This window comes from Mesorhizobium sp. RCAM 05099 (assembly GCF_059683685.1).
Genome location: NZ_CM185035.1, coordinates 6,525,524 through 6,547,694, shown reverse-complemented (window position 1 = coordinate 6,547,694; position 22,171 = coordinate 6,525,524). Strand labels below are relative to the sequence as shown.

Below are 22,171 nucleotides of genomic sequence, written 5' to 3'. Positions count from 1 at the left end.
CGTTCGTCTGATTGGAAACGGATAGGGTTATCCGGCTCATCATACGGCCGTCACGCAGGTGGCTTCCTTGAGTGCGAGTGGCTTGTCTCTGCCCGCTTCATCCGCGGCGTTCGCCGACGCGCCTAAAGTGGATACGGCCGGCGATGCATGCGTCAGGTACGAGAGGCGGCTTTTACGGTCGGATCGGCTTCCTCTTTGGGAATGTCGTCGAAGGATGAGTAGTTGAGATTGTAGAGTTTGGAATAAAGCCCACCCATGGCCATCAGTTTATCGTGGTTGCCGGTCTCGATAACCTGGCCATTCTGAAGTACGATGATCCGATCGGCACCGCGGATTGTGGCGAGCCGGTGAGCGATGACAAGGCCAGTGCGGCCTTCCAGGAGTTTTCGCAGAGCCTTCTGGATCAGCATTTCCGTGTAGCTGTCGATGTTGGCGGTGGCCTCGTCAAGAACTAGGACTTTGGCGTCGGCAACGAGAGCGCGGGCGAAACTGACAAGCTGACGCTGGCCGAGAGAAAGGTTGCCGCCGCGTTCGCCGAGTTGGGTATCATACCCGTTGGGAAGGCTCATGATGAAGTCGTGGGCTCCGACCACTTTGGCGGCCTCGATCACTTTGTCCCGCGTCGCTTCCGTCTTGTGGTAGCGGATGTTCTCGAAGATCGTCCCGGTGAACAGAAATGGCTCCTGCAGCACCATGGCGATCTGGAGCCCGAGCGATTCCTGGGCGAGATCGCGCACATCATGTCCGCCGACCAGCACTTGACCTTGCTGAACATCATAGAAGCGGTGGACGAGCGCCATCGCGCTCGATTTACCAGAGCCGGTCGGCCCGACCAAGGCGACCGTCTCGCCTGGATTGACCCGGAAGGAGACGTTTTTCAGCACCGGCTGTTTGGGATCGTAGCCGAACGTGACGTTCCTGAACTCGACCGAGCCGTCCATTTCGGGCGCAAGGATCCTGGCATCCGGTTTGTCCTGGATCTCGATCCTGACGTCGAGCACATCGGTCAGGCGCTTGCCGGATGCCATTGCACGCTGCATCACGGAATATTGCAGAGTAAGTGAGCGAATCGGGTCAAAGAAGCGTTGGATATAGAATATGTACACAACCAATACCCCCACATCGATGCGGCCATTCACGATCGTGGAGCCGCCGACCACAATGACGACGGCCATGGCGAGACCGGTGAGGCCATCGACGATCGGCACCATGGCTTGTGCATACCTGGCGGCAACCAGGTGTGTCCTGAGGTCGGCATGTGCCTTGTCGTCATACAGCAGGAAGTTTACCTGCTGGCGGTCCATGGACTGGACGGTGCGCACGCCGTGAATGGCTTCGGCCAACGCGCCGTTGACAACTGAATTGGTGTCTTGTGCAGCCATGAAGGCCTGGCGTGCACGCGGCAGCCAGACGATGCGGATAATCAACAGGACCGGCAAGACAGAGAGCGTCAGAAGGCCGAGGCTGAAGTTGACGTACAGCATTACGAAAACGATGCCGAAGAGAAGCGCGATATCGCCTACGGAGTAGATCGAGCTTTCGAGGAATTCGTGGATAGAGTTGACGTCGCCTTGGAGGCGGGACATGAGTCGTCCGACCTCGGTCTTGTCCATGAAGGAGAGCGATACCTTCTGCAGATGGGCAAACATGGCGCGTCGGATGTCGAAGAGGACGTTCTCGGCCATTTTCCCCACCACGATTTCCTGCGCGTAGGCGGCGCCGAAATTAACCAGAATGGCTAGTGCAAACGCGCCGGCGGCCTCAAGCAGGGCGGAGCGATCAACGCCTGCCGGAGTTGTAGCCTGGTCGATCGCGTAGCGGATAATCAGCGGGATAAGAAGCTGCGTTCCAGTGAAAATCAGCAATGCGGCAACCGAGAGGGCCGCCATGCCCCGGTAGGGATGAACGAAGGCCCAGATGCGCCGAATGATCTTTTTGTCAAAAGCCCGGCCGAACATCTCCTCCTCGACGCGATGGGAACCGACGACCGCGCGCGGCGGACGTCTGCCGCTGTCATTGGGTTCGATTTCGAGTTCGCTGGCGTGCACCTTGGCCATCAGGGCGCGCCTCTGTACGTGGTCGCAATGTTATCTTCCGGGCGCAACTGAAGATCATGAAGGGCCTTATAGCGTCCTCGCTTGGCCAAGAGCTCCTGATGGGTACCGCGTTCCACGATCTTACCGTTGTCGACAAACAGGATCCGGTCGGCGTGCTTGAGCGAACTGAGCCGGTGGGCGATGATGATCGTCAGCCTATCCTTGGCGAAACGCCGTATCGCCGCGCGGATGCGCTGCTCGGTGGCGGCGTCGATCGCGGCCGTTGAGTCGTCGAAAATGACGATTGATGGGCGCAACATCATCGTGCGAGCTATGGCGAGACGCTGGCGCTGGCCGCCAGAGAGAGAGGCGCCACGTTCGCCGACGACCGTCTTGTAGCCCGCGGGGAGGCCGAGAATGTAATTGTGCAACTGGGCGGATTCGCTAGCGCGCTCGATCCGCTGTTCCTTCGCCCAGGGGTCGCCATAGGCGATGTTGTTCTCGATCGTGGTAGTGAACAGGAATGTATCCTGCTGTACGACGGCGACCGCCTGGCGAAGCGTGGCGAGGGTAACCCCACGGATGTCCTGCCCGTCAAGCATGATGGTGCCCCCAGTGACATCGTAAAAGCGGGGGATCAGGTGAGCCATTGTCGATTTTCCCGAACCCGGCGGACCCACGATCGCGATCGTCTCGCCCCTACGGGCACTAAAGGTGATATTCTTCAGAATGGCGCGGTTTCCGGTGCCGGGATATGCAAACGAGACATTGTCGAAGCGCAGAGTGCCTTCACCGATCTCAAGCGGTCTGGCGGTGGAAGCATCCCTGATGGTAATGTCCTGGTCGAGCAGACCGAAGAGGCGCGAACCGCAAGTGTTGGCGCGGGCGAAGCCGTTGACCATCAGACCGATCTGGCGGACGGGCATTTGCAGGATCGTCATGAAGGCCAGGAACATCGTGAGCGTCCCAACGCTGATCTGGCCGGCGATGACCTTGTTGCAACCGATCCAGAGGACCAACCCCATGGCGAAAAAGAAGGCCAGGGTCATTGCCGACGTATTGGGCACGTAGACATCAACCTGCTCGTGGGCGAGTTCGAGCGCGTTTTTCGAGGCGCGGTCGAACTTTACCATTTCATAAGCTTGTGCCGAAAACGCCCGGACAATGCGGATGCCCTCGAGATTTTCCTCCATCACGCGGCCTAGGAGGGAAAGCCGCTCCTGGAGGTCGAGCCAGATGACGCGTAGCTTAAGCTGCGTGACCGACGATCGCCAGGCTACGAAAGGCACGAAGCTTAGCGCGATGAGACCGAGCACCGGGTCGGTTGAGATCATCATGTAGGCGCCGATCCCGATCAACATGGTGAGCAGGAGCAAGCGAACCAGGGCGGTGGAAAAATACATCCGCACGCCGTCGAGATCGAGGATACCGAGAGTGATCAGGTCGCCTGAATGCACCCGGTCGTGAAAGGAAAAGCTGAGGCGCTGGACTTTGTCGTAACAAGCCAGCCGCAGTTCATACGCGACGTGATACCCGACGGCTTCGGCAAAATAGTTTTGCGCCATCGTGAAGAGGCCGCGTAGCGTACTCGCGGCGAGAAGCAGGAGAGCCGGAGTCCATAGCGCTTGTTCTGCAGCCGTCGCCGTGACACCACTCCCGATTGCCACCTGGGTCTGGTCGACAGCCCAGCCGAGAAGCCGGGGAATTAGCAACTGCAGGATCACGGCTATGATCGTCGAACCGATAACTAGCGCGACCTGCCAAGGGTGCCTCAAATTCATGCGCGTAATGCGCAGCAGAGTGCTCAAGCCTCGGCCCCACCCCGCCGCTTTCACATGCCCGGACGATTTGAGAGGGGTCGTGCCAACAGCATCTCTGCTCACGGTGTGTTCCCGACTGAATTTTGCGCCTTCAAAAGCAAGCCGGTCGACTCACATCAAAGGCGCCCTCCAAGTTGATCCTGACCACTATCTGCTCAAGACGCTGACCCGGTGAGTTGCGCCACGGCTTCGCTCGCTGGCATGTCGACCACCGTGATTCCGCTTGCCGCAAGGAAACGGGCTTCGTTTCTGGTCAGCGCTTGCCCATCCATGATCGCGTAACGTGGGCCTTCTGAGCGCTTCATGATCTGCCTGGCGTAAGTACGCAGCATCTGATCGTTGAAGCGGCAGCCGACGAAGAAAAAGCCCCGGTCGGTGCGCCGTTCCTTGACCACCTCAGGGATTGGCGTCTGGATGTCGATTTCGGTCAGGGCTTCGACATAGTCGGAATCGGCGATGAGGAAATTTGCGGCCGGTCTAACACTGCCATGAGGCGTATAGAGAACCGTCTTTGTCGCTGCTCCGGCGTCAAGTTCCCTTCCGGCCAAGTCGTAAGTCCGGGTCCAAACGTTAGCAAACTCGTTCGCCCGCGTGATGCCTTGTATCTCGACGACGTCGGTTCGGCCGGCCTCTGCTAGCGCTGCGCGCATCGCGCCTTCGTACCAGCTGTCGACGATGAGGGAGAGCGGGAGTTTTGCGAGCCAAGCGTGGAGGGCGGTCGGCGTCGCCGGCGCCGCGAATATCTCGGTCATCCAAGCTTGAAGTGTGCGGCGATGCCGGCGCTGTTCGATGAACTGCGCGACCGACCACATATTGGTGCGGATCTTCGAGGGGGCTGGCGCCCGCGTGTTGAGTGCCGCGGCAACGGCTTCGGGGGTCGACGGTACGGGCGGCTCCGCGGAGCCGAGCCGGAGGAGACCCGGACCGAGATACGGGATCACCTGATCGCAGACGAGCGCTCGTCTGGCCAGCTCAAGCAGCTTTCGGGCAAAACTGTCGCGGACGACCACGTGGTGGCCGGAGGTCGGGATCGTGTTCATGCTCGTTTCCTCTCGACGCCTCTGATTAAGGCTCAGCATCAGTCCTCGTCCGGAAGCTTCCTTGCCTCGACGGTGATCGGCAGACGCGTATTCGGGGGAAGATCGGGTAGGAGGAGGCGCCAGCCGTTCTTGAGCGTTACGACCCCGCCCCACAAGTCTTGGTTCTCGAACTTGATAATCGCCTCTTCGAGATCTTTTTTGGGAACATACGCGGACAATCCGGCATCGGTCCTACGGATCATTACTTTCATCGGGCCGTTCCTTGCTTCGCGTTTTCTTCGGCCCTGCAGGGAAGGTCGGCTTTGTCGAGGCTCATCAATTCACGCGCTCGCATGCCAACGATGGTGCCACGGTCGATCCATTCGACCGCGTAGATAAAGAACTGCTGTAGAAAGGTGCCGATGTCGCGCACATAACCCTCTTCACCCTTGCGCACGAGATTTTCGCCGATCTCCCTGCCAGGATAGGTGCCGTCATTCTTTATGTGACGAGTGGCACGGACCCGCTCTCCCGGCCTAAATCGGGGAGGCCTGTGGATTTCGACCTCCTGTTCGCGTGCGAGCCACATGGCGGTTCCTTGTTTCTTTGAGGCTACAGTTGTTGATGTTCGCGGGCCCCCGGAGGCAGCCGCTATGCGGTAGCCTGATTGGGGTCAGGCAGGAACGCAGGTCTTCGGCACCGGGCATACCGAGGCACATTGCTGCGTGTCGAATGCTCCCTCACATTCGGTGCACTTCTGCGGCTCGACCACGTAGCTCTCGCCTTTGAACTTGATCGCACCGGACGGGCATTCGAATTCGCAGGCGCCACATTGCGTGCATTGGGATGCGATGATCTTGAAAGCCATTTTGACTCCTGGTTCGAGTGAAATGAGACGGCTCAGGCGGTCGCCGTGAGTGCCCGGACGCCAGACTCGACGGCGTAAATGGCGCCGATTGCCGTCTCAATGTAGTCATGACCGTAAGCGTCGGTTGCTCGGATACCGGCGTCCGCGAGCTGATCCTTGGGGCAATTTCCAATCTTGGCGCAAAGCACGATGTCTATGCCTTCCAGTGCAGCCATGACGCCGTCGAGAGTGGCATTCTCGCCCCAACCGCCAAGGCAATACTGCTCAACCTTGCGGTGCCCAACAAAGTTGATCCCTGTCGGCGAGGCTTCATACACTTGGAATTCTTTGGCATGGCCGAAGTGTTCGTTGACGCGGCCCCCGCCCTTAGTCGCCACCGCGACGAGGAGGGCCTTGCCGGAACTCGCAGTCTTGACCATTCCGATCGCTTCGCTCCTGGCCGCCAGGTGATCACGGCGCTCTTCCGCGACCAGCGCCCGATAGGCTTCGCGCTTGCTGGCATCGTAGGTGAGCTCGCCGGGAATCTGGTCGAGCGTGAATTCCTGGCCACGATCCTCGCCGAGCAGACCGACGGCATCTGCCCGGCACTGCCGGCAGTGGCGCATCAGCTTGGCGCCGCCTTGAAGACGATCCTGAAGAGCCTTCATCTCTATTGCATTTGGGCCGCGCTGCCCGGTCAGTCCATAGTACGTGCCGTGAGCTGGGTCCGAAATCAGGGGCATGACGTTGTGCAGGAACGCGCCGCGCTGCTTGACCCACTTGTTCACCTCAATGAGGTGCTGGTCGTTTACTCCAGGGATCATCACCGAATTGATTTTGGTGAGGATGCCGCGCGCGCTCAGCATCTCCAAGCCAAGCATCTGCCGCTCGTGCAGAATCCTGGCGGCTTCGATGCCGACGTAGCGGCGATGGTCGTAAAAGATCCAGGGATAGATCTTTGTGCCGACTTCCGGATCGACCATGTTGATAGTGATCGTCACGTGATCGACATTCATGTCGGCAAGCTCGGCGACATGGTCCGGCAGCGCGAGCCCATTGGTAGAGACGCAAAGCTTGACGTCGGGGATTTCCCTCACGACGCGTTCGAACGTCGCCTTCGTCTTCTCCCAGTCGTAGCAGGCATCACCCGGTCCGGCGATGCCAAGCACGGAAAGCTGCGGCACTTCGTTGGCGACCGCGATCACTTTGCGTACCGCCTGGTCGGGCGTGAGCTTTTCCGAGACAACCCCGGGCCGGCTTTCGTTGGCGCAGTCATATTTGCGATTGCAGTAGTTGCACTGGACGTTGCACGCAGGCGCGACAGCGACGTGCATGCGCGCGAAATAGTGATGCGCCTCTTCTGAAAAGCACGGGTGATCCTTGATCTTGTCCCAGACAGCCGGATCCAGATCGTCCGGTCTTCTCGACGATCCGCAGGAGGTAGATGCGCAGCCACCCGAATTCGCGCTCGCCAGCGACTGGTCGGAGAGCCTCGTGTCGGTCAGGCTCTCGACCGAAATCACGGGTGCGGACATTGAACGGCTCCGTTGCGGGTTGACGTCGCAGTTCTAAGCGCAAGCGCAATGCCAACTCAAAAGGCGGCACTATGACCGGCAATCGGCTTTCGCGTCAGATATCATGGGGTTGCTCCGACATAGTTTGTCGGACTTGCGACAGTGGCTACCCGCAGGAAGCGACTGCGGCCGGACATCATTGAGAGACAGAAATCCCCTGTCGATCAATTCACCCCTGATCGCCTCGGCACAACGTTCTCGACCGGTCTCCGACGAAGATGTCGATCTCGGCGGCGGCGAACTCATCGGTGGTGAAGTTGTCGCCGCATCCTGTGTCGGCATGGTTCCGGTTAGGAGAGGCGGTGCCTCCCCTTTACTCTCGTCAAGACGCCCGAATGGGCTCCGTCATGACCGCGATCAAGAGGGTGATGATCGTCAGAGGCCCTAGCAGCTTGGCCCAGGCTCTGACAGCTTCCCGCGCACCTGGCGCAGGGGTGTGGTCTTGTTCTTCACGTCGTGAGAACGCTGGAATTTCTTCACCTCGAGATACTATGTCGGCGCAAAGCGTATCCGACCTGCCGCGGCGTGACGCCGAGGATGCGAGCGGCCTTGGCCTGGACCCAGTAAGGCATTCGCAAGGCCTTCGATATCTCGTAGATTCCCAAGCGCCTTTCATGCAATTTTGGAAGCACACTGTTCACCCACCCCCTTTGCGAGGACGGTGCCAGCAGCGGTTGGCGCTTGCGGTAACTCCAAGAGTACACAAGTGCCCTATAAAACGGTGCAAACGCCGATCATCCGAACTTGAAGAGGACACCGAAGCCACCGCGCGGATAGTTCCATTCGATCTCGCCGCTGGTCTCGCACAAGATGCGGCAGGTGCCGCACTCCATGCAGCCATCAGCGGTGATTTCAACCTGACCCTTGTCGTTCAACTCATAGCATTTCGCTGGACAGACGCGGGTCAGCGCCAGCAGATTCGCGCTTGGTTGCTCGTGCGGTCGCACCCTTATATGCGGACGGCCGGAGTCCACCAGATAGCGGTTCTGGTAGAGCTTGTCCTCGACACGCAAATTCGTCACTGGGTTCGTCATGTCGTCAGTGCCTCACCGCCACGCCAATGCCAGGCGGATCGCGTCGCTGACCAGACCCAACCGCGATCGCGCTTTGATGAAGGCTGCCGTGGTCGCCTTTTCCTTCTCGATCTTTGGCGTGCCGTCGACCCGCATGAAGTTCTGCGCGGCTTCCGACATTAACCGTGGGTAGGTCGTGAAGAAATTACCGGCGTTATTATGGAGTAAGGCTGGCATGTCTTTGTATTTCCGCAGGTCCTTCACCACGAAGGATTCATCCAGCATGGTCTTGTAAAGGGCGAGGTTCCGTTTGGTCATGGGATCGTTGCGTTTCTTGACCTTGATGATAGCCTCAGCCGCAATGCGACCGGAGGTCATGGCGAGGTTCGAACCCTCGCGGTGAATGGCGTTGTTCAATTGCGCAGCATCGCCAACAACGACCCAACCGTCGCCAAAGAGCTGTGGAATTGCCTTGTAGCCACCTTCAGGAATGAGATGCGCCGCGTATTCTTTCACCTCCGAACCGGCGATCAGCGGCCGGATCGAAGGATGGTTTTTTAGCGCGTCCAGGAGGGCGTAAGGGCTCTCCATCTTCGCGGTGAAATCCGAGACCAGGCAGCCGATGCCCAGTGAGATCGATTCCTTGTTGGTGTAGAGGAACCCGAGCCCGGCCATTCCGTGGGATATCGTGCCGACTGCCTCGATCACGCAGCCTTCACTCCCTTTGACGCCGAACCGCTGCTCAATGACCTCTTCGGGCAAGAAATGCATTTCCTTGACGGCCAGCGCCACGGCTTCCGGCTTCAGCATCTTGCGCAGGCCGCCTCGCGTGCCAAGCAGCCCGCAGACACCTTCTGCAAGAACAACGACGTCCGCGTAGATCGCTCCGCCAGCCCGATCCGTCCCGACCCCGATCACCTTGCCCTTGTCGTCACGCACGAGTTCCGTCACGGTCGTCTCGCACAGAACCGTCGCGCCGGCCTCGCGCACCCTGCGCGAAAACCACTTATCGAACTGGGCGCGGATGATGGTATAGCGATTGGGCTTCACCTCGTTGAAGTCCTCCGACCGATAGTGAATCCCGGTGTGGGAGGTCTCGTCCATCACCCATAGCCGCTGTTCGACCAGATGCCGCTCCAGAGGTGCATCATCGCGGAAATCCGGGATGATCTTCTCCAGCATGTTCGCGTACATGATGGCGCCCTGGACATTCTTGGAGCCCGGATATTCACCTCGCTCCAACTGGAGTACCTTCAAGCCGTCGCTTGCCATGGTGTAAGCAGCTGCGTTCCCGGACATGCCGGCCCCGATGACAATGGCGTCGAACTCTTCGTTGATCATCTCCATCTCCCTTAGCTCGCAAGCTTGTCGCGGCTGTGCGGTGACAGCCGCCGGGTGAAGGCCTCGGTCAGCGCGGGGAGGAAGCGCACCGCATCGGTGACGATCCCGAGGTGAGCGAAATCGAAAATCGGAGCGTTCGGGTCGGTGTTGATGGCCACGATGAGATCTGCTGCCTCAACTCCAACGCGGTGCTGGATCGCGCCGGAAATACCAGCCGCTATGTAAAGCTTCGGCCGGATTGTCTTGCCAGTTTGGCCGATCTGCCGATCCGCCGGCATCCAGCCCTTTTGGACCAGCGGCCGCGAACAGCCAAATTCAGCGCCAATCGCTCGCGCGAGACTCTTCACAAGCTGCAGGTTCTCCGCCCCGCCTAGGCCGAGCCCTCCCGCAACCACCACATCGGCATAGGCGAGATTGGCTGTGCCTGATTGGCTATCCGGCAGAAAGCCGAGGATTTTGGTGACGATTTCATCCTCGGCCAGCGACAGCTTGTGCACGATGACGCGCCCGATCGCTCTGTCCGCCCGCTGCGGCATGGGCATGACCCTCGGTCGCACCGTCGCCATCTGCGGCCTGTAGTTGAGCGTGTAGATCGTGCATAGCAAGGAACCCCCAAAAGTCGGACGGGTCGCGGCAAGCGAACCGTCGGCATCCACATCGAGTTCGGTGCAGTCGGCCGTGAGCCCTGTCAGCAAGGTCGTCGCGACGGACCCGGCGAGATCCCTGCCGAGCGTGGTCGCACCGAGAAGCAGAATCTCGGGTTTGTAAGTATCAACCAGATCGGTCATCGCCTTGGTGAAAGGCTCATTCCGATAGTCGGCGAGCAGCGGCGCCTCGACGAAGTAGACAAGGTCGGCGCCATAGGCGAAGGCTTCGGCGACTGCGTTCTGGGTGGCTTCTTCCGGCGGTCCGAGCACAACGCCCGCGAGCTGGACGCCAAGTTTGTCTGCTAGCTTGCGGCCCTCACCAAGCAATTCGAAGGATACGGAGTGGACCTGGCCGCGTTCGAGCTCGATGAAAACCCAAACGTGCCGATAGGCCCTGAAACGCTCGGGCAGCTCCTTCTTCATCCCGGCACGGCCGGCGGGCGGGCGGGGGGTGTCTGGGGTCGCGCTCGACATATGGTCTGCTCCTTGCCGTCAGGCGCCGTCGAAGGCCAGTTCCGGTTCCAGTGCCGGCTGGCGGGTGAAAATTGCAACAATCAGTTCGTCGGCGAGATCGCGCAGCGTCTTTTCGGCCGTGTCAATTTGCGCCGCCTTTTCCGACCGCGCGGTAGGGGCGAAAACGCGTTTGACGACCGTCGGCGAGCCACGCAAGCCGCACTTGGTGAGGTCCTCAATGCCCGCCTCGGCCGCATTCCATTTCACAATCTGCCTCCGCGCAGCGCTCAATGCGTCTTCGATCGAGCCCCGACGCATCTCGTTGGTGCCTTCCAGCATGGTGATGAGGCAAGGCAGCTTGCTCTTCAGCGTCTGCGTCCCGCCCTCGCAACGACGCTCCACCGTGATCTCGCGCGCAGCAAGATCAATGGTAGCGATTTTCGCGACATAGGTGAGTTGGTGGAGATCGAGACGCTTGGCGATGCCGGGCCCGACTTGCGCGGTGTCGCCGTCGATCGTCTGCTTGCCCGTGAAGACCACGTCCGGCGTGCCGAAGGTTTCGCCAATCTTCGCGATTGCCTGAGAGAGAGCAAATGACGTCGCCAGTGTGTCGGAACCGGCAAAATAGCGGTCGGTCAAAAGCACCGCGCGATCGGCGCCGTAGCCAAGCGCCTTGCGCAGGGAGTCCTCTGCCATGGGTGGACCCATAGTGAGCACGGTGACCTCCCCACCATAAGCGTCGCGTAGCCTGAGTGCTTCTTCGAGGGCGAATAGGTCGTAGGGGTTTATGATGGTCGGCACACCCTGGCGCATGATGGTGTTCGTCACTGGATGGACCCGTATCTGTGCCGAGTCCGGCACCTGCTTTATGCTGACGACGATGTGCATTGGCGTTTCTCTACGCTGTTAACCGGATGCGGGCTGGCGGTGCGAGTTCTTGGCAGCATCATTCGTGCCAAGTGCTTTGCGGCCACTATTCCTTTGAAATTCGGCTGGTCATTTCTGAAGACGCCGTCGCGATGACCGGATTTGTCGGGTTATTGACATTGTCGCGTCGCAGCTATGTCGTCCTTATTCCCTGCCGAACCGCTTCAGGACGGAATCGAACGGAACGTAGCCGCGGCCTGTCGTGCAAGCTTTGTCCGGATCGTGGTCTTTGAGCACCTTGAAGACCCGGTGCGTGAGCGGCGAGGAAACCGCGAAGTCCCCGTAAGCCCGTTCCAGCATGGCGCGCACGCGCGCGGCGATCACCGGGTCGGGCAGACCGGAGAAATCTTCCTCAGCAAGGTATTGTCCCACACGCTTCATGATATGGAGCCGTGAAACATTGAGTACCTTCGGATCATACGAGACGGCAAGGACAGAGAAGAACTCCTCCGCGGCCGACAGGCCTTTCAGTCGCGCGAGGATATCGGTGACGTCGATGGGACGGCCGTCAGCGGAACAGGTCATTGCATTCTCCCTTGTCGGAAAACTGTGGGGTCAGATACGAAAAACTCTGATCTGCAGCCGCGAAACCCGCAGCTTGATGAACCAGGTGGGCTGAGCCAGCGAGACAATCGCTTCGTCGCCAAGGCTGGGCATCCGGTGCCCAGCCCGGGCGTGGCGAACGGGCGCATGCGCAGCGCCGTGCAGTGCGAGATGGGCTCGATTATTGCCGCATTGGCTCTCGATCTGGCTGGGCTCCGACCTGGGTGGGACCGAGGTCTTGTTGCTTGCACCTATGAGGAGACCGGCCAGACGGGGCCGGATCATGCACCTTGATCTCCAGAAGGTTTTGGACGTCATAGCCAATGGGACGGCGGAACGCCTTCTCCGTCTCCGCGTGGCTGCTGTACGATTCGAGATGATGGCGACGACAAGCGACATCAGGCCACCTCACTCGATGCCAAAGTCGCGCCTGCTGCCTCGCTGCACATTCGGTCATAGATATCGACCAGTTGCATGGCGGTGATGCTCGATTTGAGCTTGGCCGCCTTGCGGCGGATGCAGACAAGCATCGCGGCCGCCAGATCCGGGTCGAGATCGCGGCCGCTTTCGCTCAGCACATGGGCGATCGCGGTGACGCCGGAATGCTTCCCGATGACGATACGCCGGCAGCGGCCAACGAGAGCCGGATCGAGCCCCTGATAGGTTCGCGGGTCCTTCAGCAGCCCTGCGACGTGAATGCCGGATTCATGGGCAAAAACATCGGCCCCGACGATCGGCTTGGTGGCGGCTGTCGGTCGGCGTGACGCCTGCGCCACCTTGGCTGCCGGGGCGGGCAATGCGGTCAGGTCGATGCCAGTATCTGCGTGCTGGAGGACGGCTAACGCGGCGGCCACCTCTTCCAGCGCGGCATTGCCCGCGCGCTCGCCGAGTCCAAGGACGGTGACTGAAGCATGGCGCGCGCCGGCGCGGATCGCCGCCAGGGTGTTGGCCGTAGCGAGGCCGAGATCGTTGTGCGCATGGAATTCGAGGTCGACGGGAGACTCCGCGGCGAGCTGGGCGACAAGCTCGAAGGTCGAAAAGGGGTCGAGAACGCCGACTGTGTCAGCCAGCCTCACGCGGCTTGCGCCGGCGCGCGCCGCCGTCTTGATAACGCGGGCGAGATGATCCCGGTCGGCTCGCGAAGCATCCTCGCAGCCCACGGCGACGGAGAAGCCGCTGGCGGCTGCGCGCCCGACCATATACTCGATAAGCTGGAGCGCTCCTGCTTGATCGAGGCCGAGCTTGGCGGCAAGTTGGATGTCCGATGCAGGCAACGACAGATTGACGGCGCGGACCCCGCTCTTGATCGCTGCATCGAGATCCGGTGAGGTCATCCGGCACCAGGCCGTGAGCCGCACCGGGAGGCTCCGCGCGACCACGGCGCGAATTGCGTCGATCTCGTCGGCGCCCATTGCCGGCGTGCCGATCTCGATCTCATGGACGCCGGCTGCCGCAAGCGACTCAGCGATCTCAAGTTTTTCCGCCACCGTGAAAGCAACGCCGGGTGCCTGCTCGCCGTCGCGCAGGGTCGTATCGTTGAGAAAGACCTGACTGCTCATGAATGGTCGCCGGTGCTTCCGGCGCTGAGACCTGGACCGCATTGACGGTCTTCGGCACTCCGCCCTTCCGGCGCAGAACTGAGGGGCTCGCGCAGCTTATCCACGATGGCAGGCAAGACCTCGAGCACTCGGTCCACGTCGTCTTGGTCGTTGTCACGCGAGAATGAGAAGCGGACCGCCCCATGTGCGATATTCATCGCCCTCAGGACGTGGCTCGGCTCCGGGTAGCCGGAGGTGCAGGCGGGGCCGGAGGAACAGGCGATGCCCATGCGGTCGAGGAGATGCAGGATTCCATCACCTTCGATACGTTCGAAGGCGATGTTTAGGGTGTTCGGCAAGCGCTCCAACGGATCGCCGTTGACAAAGGAGTTTGGGACACGCTGAAGAACCCCGTTCTCCAGCCGGTCCCGGAGCCACTTTATCCGTGTGGTCTCGGCATCCATGAATTTCAGGGCGAGTTCGGCTGCCCTGCCGAGCCCGACTATGCCGGGCGTGTTTTCGGTGCCCGCACGCCGGTCTCTCTCTTGATGACCCCCTTTGATCAGCGAGTGGAAGCGCACCCCGCGCTTGACGAAAAGTGCTCCGACGCCTTTCGGTCCATGAAATTTATGGCCGGAGAGTGACAGCATGTCGATAGCGGTCGATTTCAGGTTCATCGGGAGCTTGCCGACCGCCTGCACGGCATCGGTGTGGAAGAGGGCGCCGACTTCCTTGGCCAATTCGGCGAGCTTGGCGACGGGGAAGATCGTACCAGTCTCGTTGTTGGCCCACATGATGGAGACGATTGCCACGTTTGGGGTGAGGGCAGCCCGGTAAGCCTCAATGTCGAGCCGGCCATTGCGATCCACCGGGATCCTGTGCACCTTGACCCGGCGCGTCCGCTCGAGATGCGCGCAAAGCGTCAGCACGGCCGGATGTTCGACGGCGGAAGTCACGATCTCTGTCCGGTCAGGGATCACCTCGAGTGCCGAAAGAATGGCCGCGTTGTCGCTTTCCGTCCCACCCGAGGTGAAGGTGATCTCGTCATCGGACTCCGCACCGATCAGTGCCTGCAACTGCCGCCGCGCGTTCCTCAACGCAGCGCCGGCAAGGGTGCCAAGACCGTGCGCCGACGAAGGGTTGCCGAATTGATCCGTAAGGAAGGGCAACATCGCTTGAACGACCTCGGGATCGACCCGTGTCGTGGCGTTGTTGTCGAGATAGACAACTGACATGGGTGTGGTCTCCAATCGAGCGGAATGACGTTAAGCGCAAGGACTTATCGAGCCTGCACACGGCGTTGATAGCCGAGACGATCCAGAGCCGGTGCAGCTCCCCACAAGTTCACCTAGACAGGGTGCCGCCGTCGCCAGCGACAAACTCACCTCTCGCGCCCTCTCTCCGTCTTCGACGATCAGCCGAAGGACTTGCCGCAGGAGCACTTCGCTCGCGCGTTAGGATTGTCGAAGACAAAGCCGGAGGATTCGAAACCGGTGACGAAGTCGACGGTCATGCCGGCGACATGCGGCTGGGAGCCGGCGTCTACGAACACCTTGATCCCATCTGTCTCGAGGATCGCGTCGCCCTCGCGCTGGACGCTCTCCAGACCAATTGAGTATTTGAAGCCGGAGCAGCCGCCGGCCTCGACCATGATGCGAAAGCCTTCAGCGGGGTCAGTAGCGGCGGAAAGGGCGGTCTTGACGGCGGCAACGGCCTTGTCGGTGAGCGTAATCATGGCTCGCTTTCTCCTCGGTGCGTGACGATTTTGCGGGTCAACGTGCATGACCCGTGCCAATGAGAAAACCCGTTCTCGAACAGTGCGACATCGCAACACGGCCGCGATTCCGGTTCGGAATTGCCGCGAAGGCGTCGGGCAGTCGACACGTATTGTCGGATTTGTCGGGTCCGCCACAGGGGGTCGTGCCCGAGTTCCCGATGAACTGGCACCTAGGCCAGTTTCCGAGATGCTTTGAGCAATTGGCACGAGTTTTGAGGCTCCCTTTTGGCGAGGACTTAGGCTCCTGACCGACAGTATGGGCAAGAGAGGTAAGACATGCACCAGCGCGAGAAACCTTCGCCGGAGAGAATCCGGCGAGCACGCGAAGACAGCCCCAAAATCCGCGGCCGCGATCTCGCTGGCCAATTGGGCATTTCGGAAGCGGAGCTCTCCGCGGCACATTGCGGTTTTGGCACGGTGCGCATCGAGCCGCGCGTCAATGATGTGCTAACCGGTCTCGAGGCGGTGGGCGAGGTGATGGCGCTGACCAGCAATGACAGTGCCGAGCATGAGAAGATAGGTACCTACGACAACGTGCTCACCGGCAATCATCACGCCATGGTGCTCGGCAATGACATTGATTTGCGCATCTTCCCGAAGGTGTGGGTGCATGGCTTTGCCGTCGAGACACGCGAAGGCGGGGAGATCCGCCGCAGCCTGCAATTTTTCGACGCCGCAGGCGAGGCAGTGCACAAGGTGCATCTGAGGCCGTCCTCAAACCTCTATGCCTATCAAAGACTGACAGACGAGCTCCAATCCTCGAACCAGGAGCCGATCGTATCGCTTAAGACGAGGTCAGCGGAAAATGAGGCAAAGACTCCGGACCAAGCCGCTACCATCGACGACCTACGGGAGCACTGGAGCCAGCTGACCGACGTACACCAGTTCTTCGGCATGCTGAAGACGCTGAACCTCAGCCGCCGCCAAGCGGTCCGCATGGTCGGCCAGGATTACGCCTGGCTGCTCGACAATGCTGCCGTTGGCGGCATGTTCCATCGTGTCGCCGATGACGAGATGCCGATCATGTGCTTTGTCGGCAATCGTGGCTGCATCCAGATCCATTCCGGCCCGATCAAGTTCGTCAGGCAGATCGGGCCTTGGATCAACGTACTCGACGCCACTTTCCGCCTGCATCTCAGGACCCAACACATCCGTGAGGTTTGGGCCGTGCGCAAACCGACCAGGGACGGCCACGTCACGTCACTCGAAGCCTATGGCGCCGACGGCAAGATGATCATCCAGTTTTTCGGCACGCGCAAGGAAGGCGAACCCGAGCGCGACGACTGGCGGTTACTGACCGAGAACCTGCCGCGCATTCCCAATTCAACCGCCGCTTGAGGTAAGACCGATGCATGTTGATTTCCGTTTTCACTCGGCGTCCGCCCCGCCACCCAGGATTCTGCTGACCACCGTTCTGCCTGCCGAGGCCAACGAGGGCACAGCTGTCTTTTGCGATCCGTCGCGGCTCGCCTCGATCGGAGTTTCCATTCCCCAGAGCGCCTACACGGTTCGCGAGCATAGCCATCAATGCTTCCGTTGCGATGTACCAGAACCGGAAGCTGCCCAATGTGGGCTAACGCGTCAGCTGTACGTCGATCGAACGTCCAACATCCCGGCCCTGTACGGCGGCGGGTGGCAGCAAGTGGTCGAAATCGATCGGGCCTTCCGTCAAGTTTCCTGAGGGACGGCTCCACAAAGGCATGCTCGAACAATCCATGTCGCCAGCAAGGCCCCTCGGCGTCTAATGCCAAGTCCGAAAGGATAGCGTGCGAGATGGATGCAAAGCTGAACGCCGCCCAAAGCAGACCGTATCATCAAAGAACGCCAGCGCATCCTGTTCGTGCTATCGGAGCAGGGCGGGTAGATTCTTGGCTCAGGCGGCGACGCAGCAGTCGACGGCCGGGTTGCCGGTACGACCAGTGCGGTCCAGGATTTCTCCGGCTAGCAGCAGATGTCCGACGAGACCATCGTCACCGCCAAGCGAGGTGATCCTGACGCAGAAGAATGTCGAGGAGCAATCTTCAAAGATCAGTTATTTGCGGCCCGCGATAGCCTCGGCTGACGGAGCCTTCTCCACGAGCGCGCAGGCTCATCATGTCGTCGGTCATCGATCGTTCCTACGAATTAATTGGTGTCAGCAACCCCAACCTGACCTGCGAACTGTCGATTGCCACCGCAAAGCCGCTCGCTCCCTACAGCGCTTGTGGAGGGCGCGCTCGCGAGCGGCTTCCCTACCGCCGAGCCACACCCGGTCTGGGAGGGACCTCGTTCGATCCTTAGCCTCCTTCACTAGGCTCCTCGTTAGCTTTCTATGCGCAACGTTGTCGTGTCTGGAACGGACAAGAATGTCGAAAGACCTACCAGGCGTCGCCCCACACCGGGGCCACTACGGATATATGAGCAGCGCCAACGGTGCGCCTATTCGGCACGCGATTTGCTCAATGTCATCTGAGGCGATGTCGGCAGTGCGTTACGCAGTTCAGCGGTATCTCAGTCGAGCGCGTAAACGCCTGAACGCAGGAGAACCAAATGGCGGCCAACCCGGTTCCAGATCATGTCCCCCCGGAAATGGTGGGAGACTTCAGTCTTTTTACGTCGCCAGGCATGTCCCCGACGCCCAACGGCGATCCGCACGCAGCAGTCGCTTGCGTGCATGCGGGACCGCCGATCTTTTATTCGCCTTGGAACACGCGGGCTGGGCAGGGTACTTGGGTCATCACTCGCGCGGCAGATCAGCGCCGGGTGCTGCAGGAGACCGAAGTCTTTTCCAGTCATCGCAGCATCTTCGCATCCGCACTGGGCGAGGACTGGCCGATGATCCCGCTCGAACTCGATCCACCGTACCATGGAGTCTTTCGCTCACTGCTCAATCCGCTGCTTTCGCCACAGCGTATAACGGAATTTGAACCGACTATCCGCGAGCGAGCGATAACGCTCATCGACAGCATCGCCTCGTCGGGCACAAGCTGCGACGTGATGAAGGACTTCGCCTTTCCTTTCGCGGTCAACATCTTCCTTCGCTTTCTCGGACTGCCGGATCACCGTCTCGATACATTTGTCGGCTGGGCGAAAGATCTGCTCCACGGCGACGATGTCAGACGGCCGGCGGCCGCTCGGACGATTGTTGCGTTCATTGACGAACTGGCAGCGCTGCGCCGCAAAGAGCCCGTCAACGATTTCATGAGCTTCATCGTGCATGCACAGGTCGAGGGTCGCGGGCTGACGGACCAGGAGGTCCGTGGCATTGGCGTGCTTACCTTCGTGGCGGGGCTCGACACCGTCGCTGCAGCCATTGGCTTCGACTTGACCTATCTCGCGCGCAACCTCGAAGACCAGGAATTGCTGCGGAACGAACCAGACCGGATTGTGCTCGCCGCCGAAGAATTGCTGCGCGCCTATCCGAGCGTTCAGATGATCCGCGTGGCACGGAAAGATATCGATTTCAAAGGTGCGCCGATCCACAAGGGGGACTTTGTTTCCTGCGCCACGATGATTGCAAATCGTGACCCCGCGGAATTCGAGTCCCCCAACACGGTCGATCTGACGCGAGAGGGCAACCGCCACGCCGCCTTTGGCTATGGTCCCCACCGTTGCCTTGGCTCACATCTCGCCCGGCGGGAAATTGTCATTGGGCTGGAGGAGTGGCTGGCGCGCATACCGCCCTTTCGGATCAAGGAGGGAACAGCACCCATCACCCATGGCGGCCATGTGTTCGGGATCGAAAATCTGATCCTGGACTGGGCTTGACCAAGGCCGCCCGGAGCTGGGCACAGACGTGGGAGTAGCCGTGCGCATTATCGTTCACAAAACCAGGTGCCAGGGTCATGCGCGATGCTCGGCGCGAGCGCCGGCAGTCTTCAAGCTGGATGAGGCGGGCTACATCCTACCCGGTGACATTGATATTGCGGACGGGGAGCAACTGCTTGCGGCAGATGGGGTGCGATCTTGCCCCGAACTAGCGCTGGAAATAGACGATCCGCCTGCTGCGCGCCTAGTAGCCGAGGCCAGGCGCAAACGGAAGACTGCGCTCCAGGAACACCTCAGCACCACGGAATTTGCGACTATGGACCAAGCAACATTTACCGAACTACTCGACCGTGAGGCGATCCGCGACTGCCTCTATCGGTACTGCCGCGGGATAGACCGCGCCGATGAGGCAGCGCTGCGTAGCGCCTACTGGCCTGATGCACATGACAATCACGGGGCCTATTGCGGTTCGGCAGAGGGCTTCATCCGGTTTGCGCTCGGTGTCTTCAAGACCGGACCGCGCAACATCCATCAGATCACGAACATCCTTGTCGAAATCATCAACCCGGCAGAGGCAGCAGTCGAGAGCTATTTCACCGCGCTGCAACGCGGACCGGACAAAGACGGAGAAATGCGCCAGATGCTGCTAAGCGGGCGCTACTGCGATCTCTTTCAAAAGAGGGCAGGCGAGTGGCGGATTGCCGAACGGACCGTCGTCTACGATTGGCTCGAGGAGCAGATCCCAGCGGCGGTGCTTGAGGCAGAACGGTTCGGCCTGCGACAGCCGATTGGAGCACCGTATCCGAACGATCCGGTCTACACGATCGGAAAGTCGCGTTGTTTGTCGCGATAATGCGTTCCCAGCTTCCGAACGGGACAACCACATCGGTGGGACGACAATTTATGACAACTCTGCTACGCCACAGCAGCCTTGGCGACACCCTGCACGGTAAAGATGCGGCCGGCAGGGTAGCCTTTCTGCCCGCGACAGCGTGACCGTGACAGCGCTCTGCTCTGAGGCCACGAGCGTGGCGAGGCCGGTCTACATCGATTTGCTGGACTTTGGCAGAGCCGCTCATCGAGCAAGCGCCTGTGCTCGAGGCGTCGCTCACCACATTCGGCTATCCAACCGAGAGTTGGACCGCAGCCCACGCGGACGACGTCTGGGAACGCAAGCGACCGGCACCAGCACAGGTGCTCTACCGCGGCACACCATTCGGCCGCACGACGTCGAGGGCAGAGATTCCCGAGACTCCTGGAGAAAGTTCCCATGAAGCATGCAGGACGGGTCGTCATTATAACAGGCGCCGCGGGCGGGATCGGCCGTGCCCTGGTCGATGTTCTTGCCGGAGATCGAGACACTATTGTTGCGGTGGACCTTCCGGGGAGCGGCGTGGTTGAACTGGCCCGCGATCTCGGCGAGCCGCACTTTGGCCTTGAGTGCGATGTCTCACGAGAGGGAGATATCGTTGCGCTTTATGGCCGGGTCGAAGCACAGTTCGGGCAGATCGGCGTCCTCATCAACAACGCCGGGGTGGGACCCACTATGGCTGCCACTGTCGACACCGATGTCGACGCCTTCCGACGCGGCCTGGCAGTAAACCTGATTGGGCCGTTCCTCATGGCGCGCGAGGCGGCGAGGCGCATGAGGCCGGGAGGTGCCATCGTCAACGTCGCTTCGATGTCAGGCGTGGCCAGCAATCCCAAGCGCAATGCCTACGCAGCCTCGAAAGCGGGCCTGATCTCGTTGACGAAGTCGCTTGCATGCGAGTGGGCTTCTCGCGGCATCCGCGTGACGGCGGTAGCGCCGGGCTGCGTGCGCACGCCTATGATTGCAGAGCTGGAACGAGCAGGCAAAATGAACCTCTCGGCGATGCGCCGTCGGGTGCCAATGGGACGCATGGCTCGCCCCGACGAGATCGCCCGGGCTGTGCGTTTTCTGGCCAGCGCGAAGGCAGGCTACGTCACTGGATCGGTCCTGGTGGTCGACGGCGGCTGGATGTCATTCAACCAACCCGGGGACGCCAGCCCTGAGGTGGAAGGGTTCCCCAGAACAGAACTTTCCTCTCCGGCCGAACGCACCGACGCGCGAGTCGTGCTCGTCACAGGTGGCGCCAACGGTGTAGGCGCCGCTGTTGCTGTCCGTTTTGCCGCGAACGGTGACACCGTCGTGATCGCCGATAAAGATACCGCCGCAGCGACACTCCTGGCTGCATTGCTCGGCGGCAAGAACATAGCGAAATCCGTGGATGTGGCAATCGAGAGCGAGGTGGTGGCGCTGTTTGAGGAGCTGCGGGGGCGCTTCGGGCGCCTTGATATCCTTGTCAATGGTGCTTCTGTCGACACTTTTGTGGCGGGCATCGAACAAATGCCTGCAGAGATCGAACATGTCCTGCATGTTAATCTCACCGGCGCCTTCACTTGCGCGCGTGAAGCGATCAAGATGATGCGCCCCGGCGGGGTGATCCTCAACCTAGGATCGATCAACAGCTTTCTGCCCTTCGCGCCGCGTCATGCCTATGGCGCCTCGAAGGCGGGGATGGATATGCTGACCCGCTGCATGGCGGCCGAACTGGGGCCCGTCGGCATTCGCACTGCCACTGTCGCTCCTGGCTACATCCGCACGCCTGCCATTAGCGAGTTGGCGAAGGCCCGCCGCATCGACACGAAAGCGATCGGACGCCGAATCCCCTTGGGTAGGATGGGACGGCCGGAAGATGTTGCAGATGCTGCTTTTTTCCTGGCTTCGTCCGACGCCTCATACATCAACGGCTCGATCCTCTATGTGGACGGCGGCTGGACCGCGTTCGGTGACGCAGGAAACGCCAGCGAACTCTACGACGAATGCTTTGCGCAGGCGGCTGTTTGAACATCGACCATTCGCCAGGC

At 60.5% G+C, this 22,171-nt stretch carries 20 protein-coding genes and 2 pseudogenes; 6 read left to right on the top strand and 16 right to left on the bottom strand.

Annotated elements, in window-relative coordinates:
* Positions 1-152: 152 nt before the first annotated feature.
* From AC56QQ_RS32430 to AC56QQ_RS32355, 16 genes and pseudogenes are all read right to left on the bottom strand, one after another.
* The gene (locus AC56QQ_RS32430) at positions 153-2,057 is read right to left on the bottom strand and encodes an ABC transporter ATP-binding protein (RefSeq protein WP_497100453.1); all 1,905 of its coding nucleotides are present in this window, start codon (positions 2,055-2,057) and stop codon (positions 153-155) included.
* Positions 2,057-3,919: an ABC transporter ATP-binding protein gene (locus tag AC56QQ_RS32425; protein WP_497100454.1), complete on the bottom strand. Its 1,863-nt coding sequence runs from the start codon at positions 3,917-3,919 to the stop codon at positions 2,057-2,059. Before AC56QQ_RS32425 ends, AC56QQ_RS32430 begins: the two co-directional genes overlap by 1 nt.
* A 92-nt stretch (positions 3,920-4,011) precedes the next feature.
* Positions 4,012-4,896, bottom strand: a complete 885-nt coding sequence (locus tag AC56QQ_RS32420) for an SIR2 family NAD-dependent protein deacylase (protein WP_497100455.1) — start codon at positions 4,894-4,896, stop codon at positions 4,012-4,014.
* 38 nt (positions 4,897-4,934) lie between these two features.
* On the bottom strand, positions 4,935-5,147 hold the full coding sequence (nifT, locus tag AC56QQ_RS32415) for a putative nitrogen fixation protein NifT (protein WP_497100456.1): 213 nt from the start codon (positions 5,145-5,147) through the stop codon (positions 4,935-4,937).
* Positions 5,144-5,464: a nitrogen fixation protein NifZ gene (locus tag AC56QQ_RS32410; protein WP_038655039.1), complete on the bottom strand. Its 321-nt coding sequence runs from the start codon at positions 5,462-5,464 to the stop codon at positions 5,144-5,146. The genes nifT and AC56QQ_RS32410 overlap by 4 nt, the downstream gene beginning before the upstream one ends.
* 84 nt (positions 5,465-5,548) lie before the next feature.
* A complete protein-coding gene (locus AC56QQ_RS32405; protein WP_038655036.1) occupies positions 5,549-5,743 on the bottom strand; it encodes a 4Fe-4S dicluster domain-containing protein in 195 nt (64 codons plus the stop codon).
* A gap of 32 nt (positions 5,744-5,775) precedes the next feature.
* Complete coding sequence (gene nifB / locus AC56QQ_RS32400; protein ID WP_497100457.1) at positions 5,776-7,257, bottom strand: nitrogenase cofactor biosynthesis protein NifB; 1,482 nt, start codon at positions 7,255-7,257, stop codon at positions 5,776-5,778.
* 507 nt (positions 7,258-7,764) lie between these two features.
* Positions 7,765-7,862 (bottom strand): annotated as a pseudogene (locus tag AC56QQ_RS32395) (helix-turn-helix domain-containing protein); the annotation flags it as partial.
* Between the two features lie 168 nt (positions 7,863-8,030).
* A complete protein-coding gene (locus AC56QQ_RS32390) occupies positions 8,031-8,330 on the bottom strand; it encodes a ferredoxin family protein (protein ID WP_111542606.1) in 300 nt (99 codons plus the stop codon).
* 12 nt (positions 8,331-8,342) lie between these two features.
* The gene (locus AC56QQ_RS32385) at positions 8,343-9,650 is read right to left on the bottom strand and encodes an FAD-dependent oxidoreductase (RefSeq protein ID WP_497100458.1); all 1,308 of its coding nucleotides are present in this window, start codon (positions 9,648-9,650) and stop codon (positions 8,343-8,345) included.
* Between the two features lie 11 nt (positions 9,651-9,661).
* Complete coding sequence (locus tag AC56QQ_RS32380; RefSeq protein WP_497100459.1) at positions 9,662-10,771, bottom strand: electron transfer flavoprotein subunit alpha/FixB family protein; 1,110 nt, start codon at positions 10,769-10,771, stop codon at positions 9,662-9,664.
* An 18-nt stretch (positions 10,772-10,789) separates the two neighbouring features.
* Positions 10,790-11,638 (bottom strand): electron transfer flavoprotein subunit beta/FixA family protein, encoded by an 849-nt coding sequence (locus tag AC56QQ_RS32375; RefSeq protein WP_497100460.1) that lies wholly within the window; start codon positions 11,636-11,638, stop codon positions 10,790-10,792.
* 183 nt (positions 11,639-11,821) lie between these two features.
* Positions 11,822-12,202: a nitrogenase stabilizing/protective protein NifW gene (gene nifW / locus AC56QQ_RS32370; protein WP_497100461.1), complete on the bottom strand. Its 381-nt coding sequence runs from the start codon at positions 12,200-12,202 to the stop codon at positions 11,822-11,824.
* Between the two features lie 416 nt (positions 12,203-12,618).
* Positions 12,619-13,779, bottom strand: a complete 1,161-nt coding sequence (nifV, locus tag AC56QQ_RS32365) for a homocitrate synthase (protein ID WP_497124693.1) — start codon at positions 13,777-13,779, stop codon at positions 12,619-12,621.
* Positions 13,776-14,993 (bottom strand): cysteine desulfurase NifS, encoded by a 1,218-nt coding sequence (gene nifS, locus AC56QQ_RS32360; protein WP_497100463.1) that lies wholly within the window; start codon positions 14,991-14,993, stop codon positions 13,776-13,778. Before nifS ends, nifV begins: the two co-directional genes overlap by 4 nt.
* 179 nt (positions 14,994-15,172) lie before the next feature.
* Positions 15,173-15,493, bottom strand: coding sequence for a HesB/IscA family protein (locus AC56QQ_RS32355; protein WP_111542612.1), 321 nt, complete (start codon positions 15,491-15,493; stop codon positions 15,173-15,175).
* 318 nt (positions 15,494-15,811) lie between these two features.
* Here AC56QQ_RS32355 and AC56QQ_RS32350 point away from each other — a divergent pair, with 318 nt between their 5' ends.
* The 6 genes and pseudogenes from AC56QQ_RS32350 (at position 15,812) to AC56QQ_RS32325 (ending at position 22,151) form a co-directional block, all read left to right on the top strand.
* A complete protein-coding gene (locus AC56QQ_RS32350; RefSeq protein ID WP_497100464.1) occupies positions 15,812-16,873 on the top strand; it encodes a hemin-degrading factor in 1,062 nt (353 codons plus the stop codon).
* Between the two features lie 10 nt (positions 16,874-16,883).
* Entirely contained in the window at positions 16,884-17,216 is a 333-nt protein-coding gene (locus AC56QQ_RS32345) for a hypothetical protein (RefSeq protein ID WP_497100465.1), read from the top strand.
* Between the two features lie 848 nt (positions 17,217-18,064).
* Complete coding sequence (locus AC56QQ_RS32340; RefSeq protein WP_497100466.1) at positions 18,065-19,282, top strand: cytochrome P450; 1,218 nt, start codon at positions 18,065-18,067, stop codon at positions 19,280-19,282.
* Positions 19,283-19,310: 28 nt separating this feature from the next.
* A pseudogene (locus AC56QQ_RS32335) lies at positions 19,311-19,445 on the top strand (ferredoxin); the annotation flags it as partial.
* Between the two features lie 153 nt (positions 19,446-19,598).
* Positions 19,599-20,135, top strand: a complete 537-nt coding sequence (locus tag AC56QQ_RS32330) for a nuclear transport factor 2 family protein (protein WP_497101040.1) — start codon at positions 19,599-19,601, stop codon at positions 20,133-20,135.
* 417 nt (positions 20,136-20,552) lie between these two features.
* Entirely contained in the window at positions 20,553-22,151 is a 1,599-nt protein-coding gene (locus tag AC56QQ_RS32325) for an SDR family oxidoreductase (RefSeq protein ID WP_497100467.1), read from the top strand.
* Positions 22,152-22,171 lie beyond the last annotated feature (20 nt).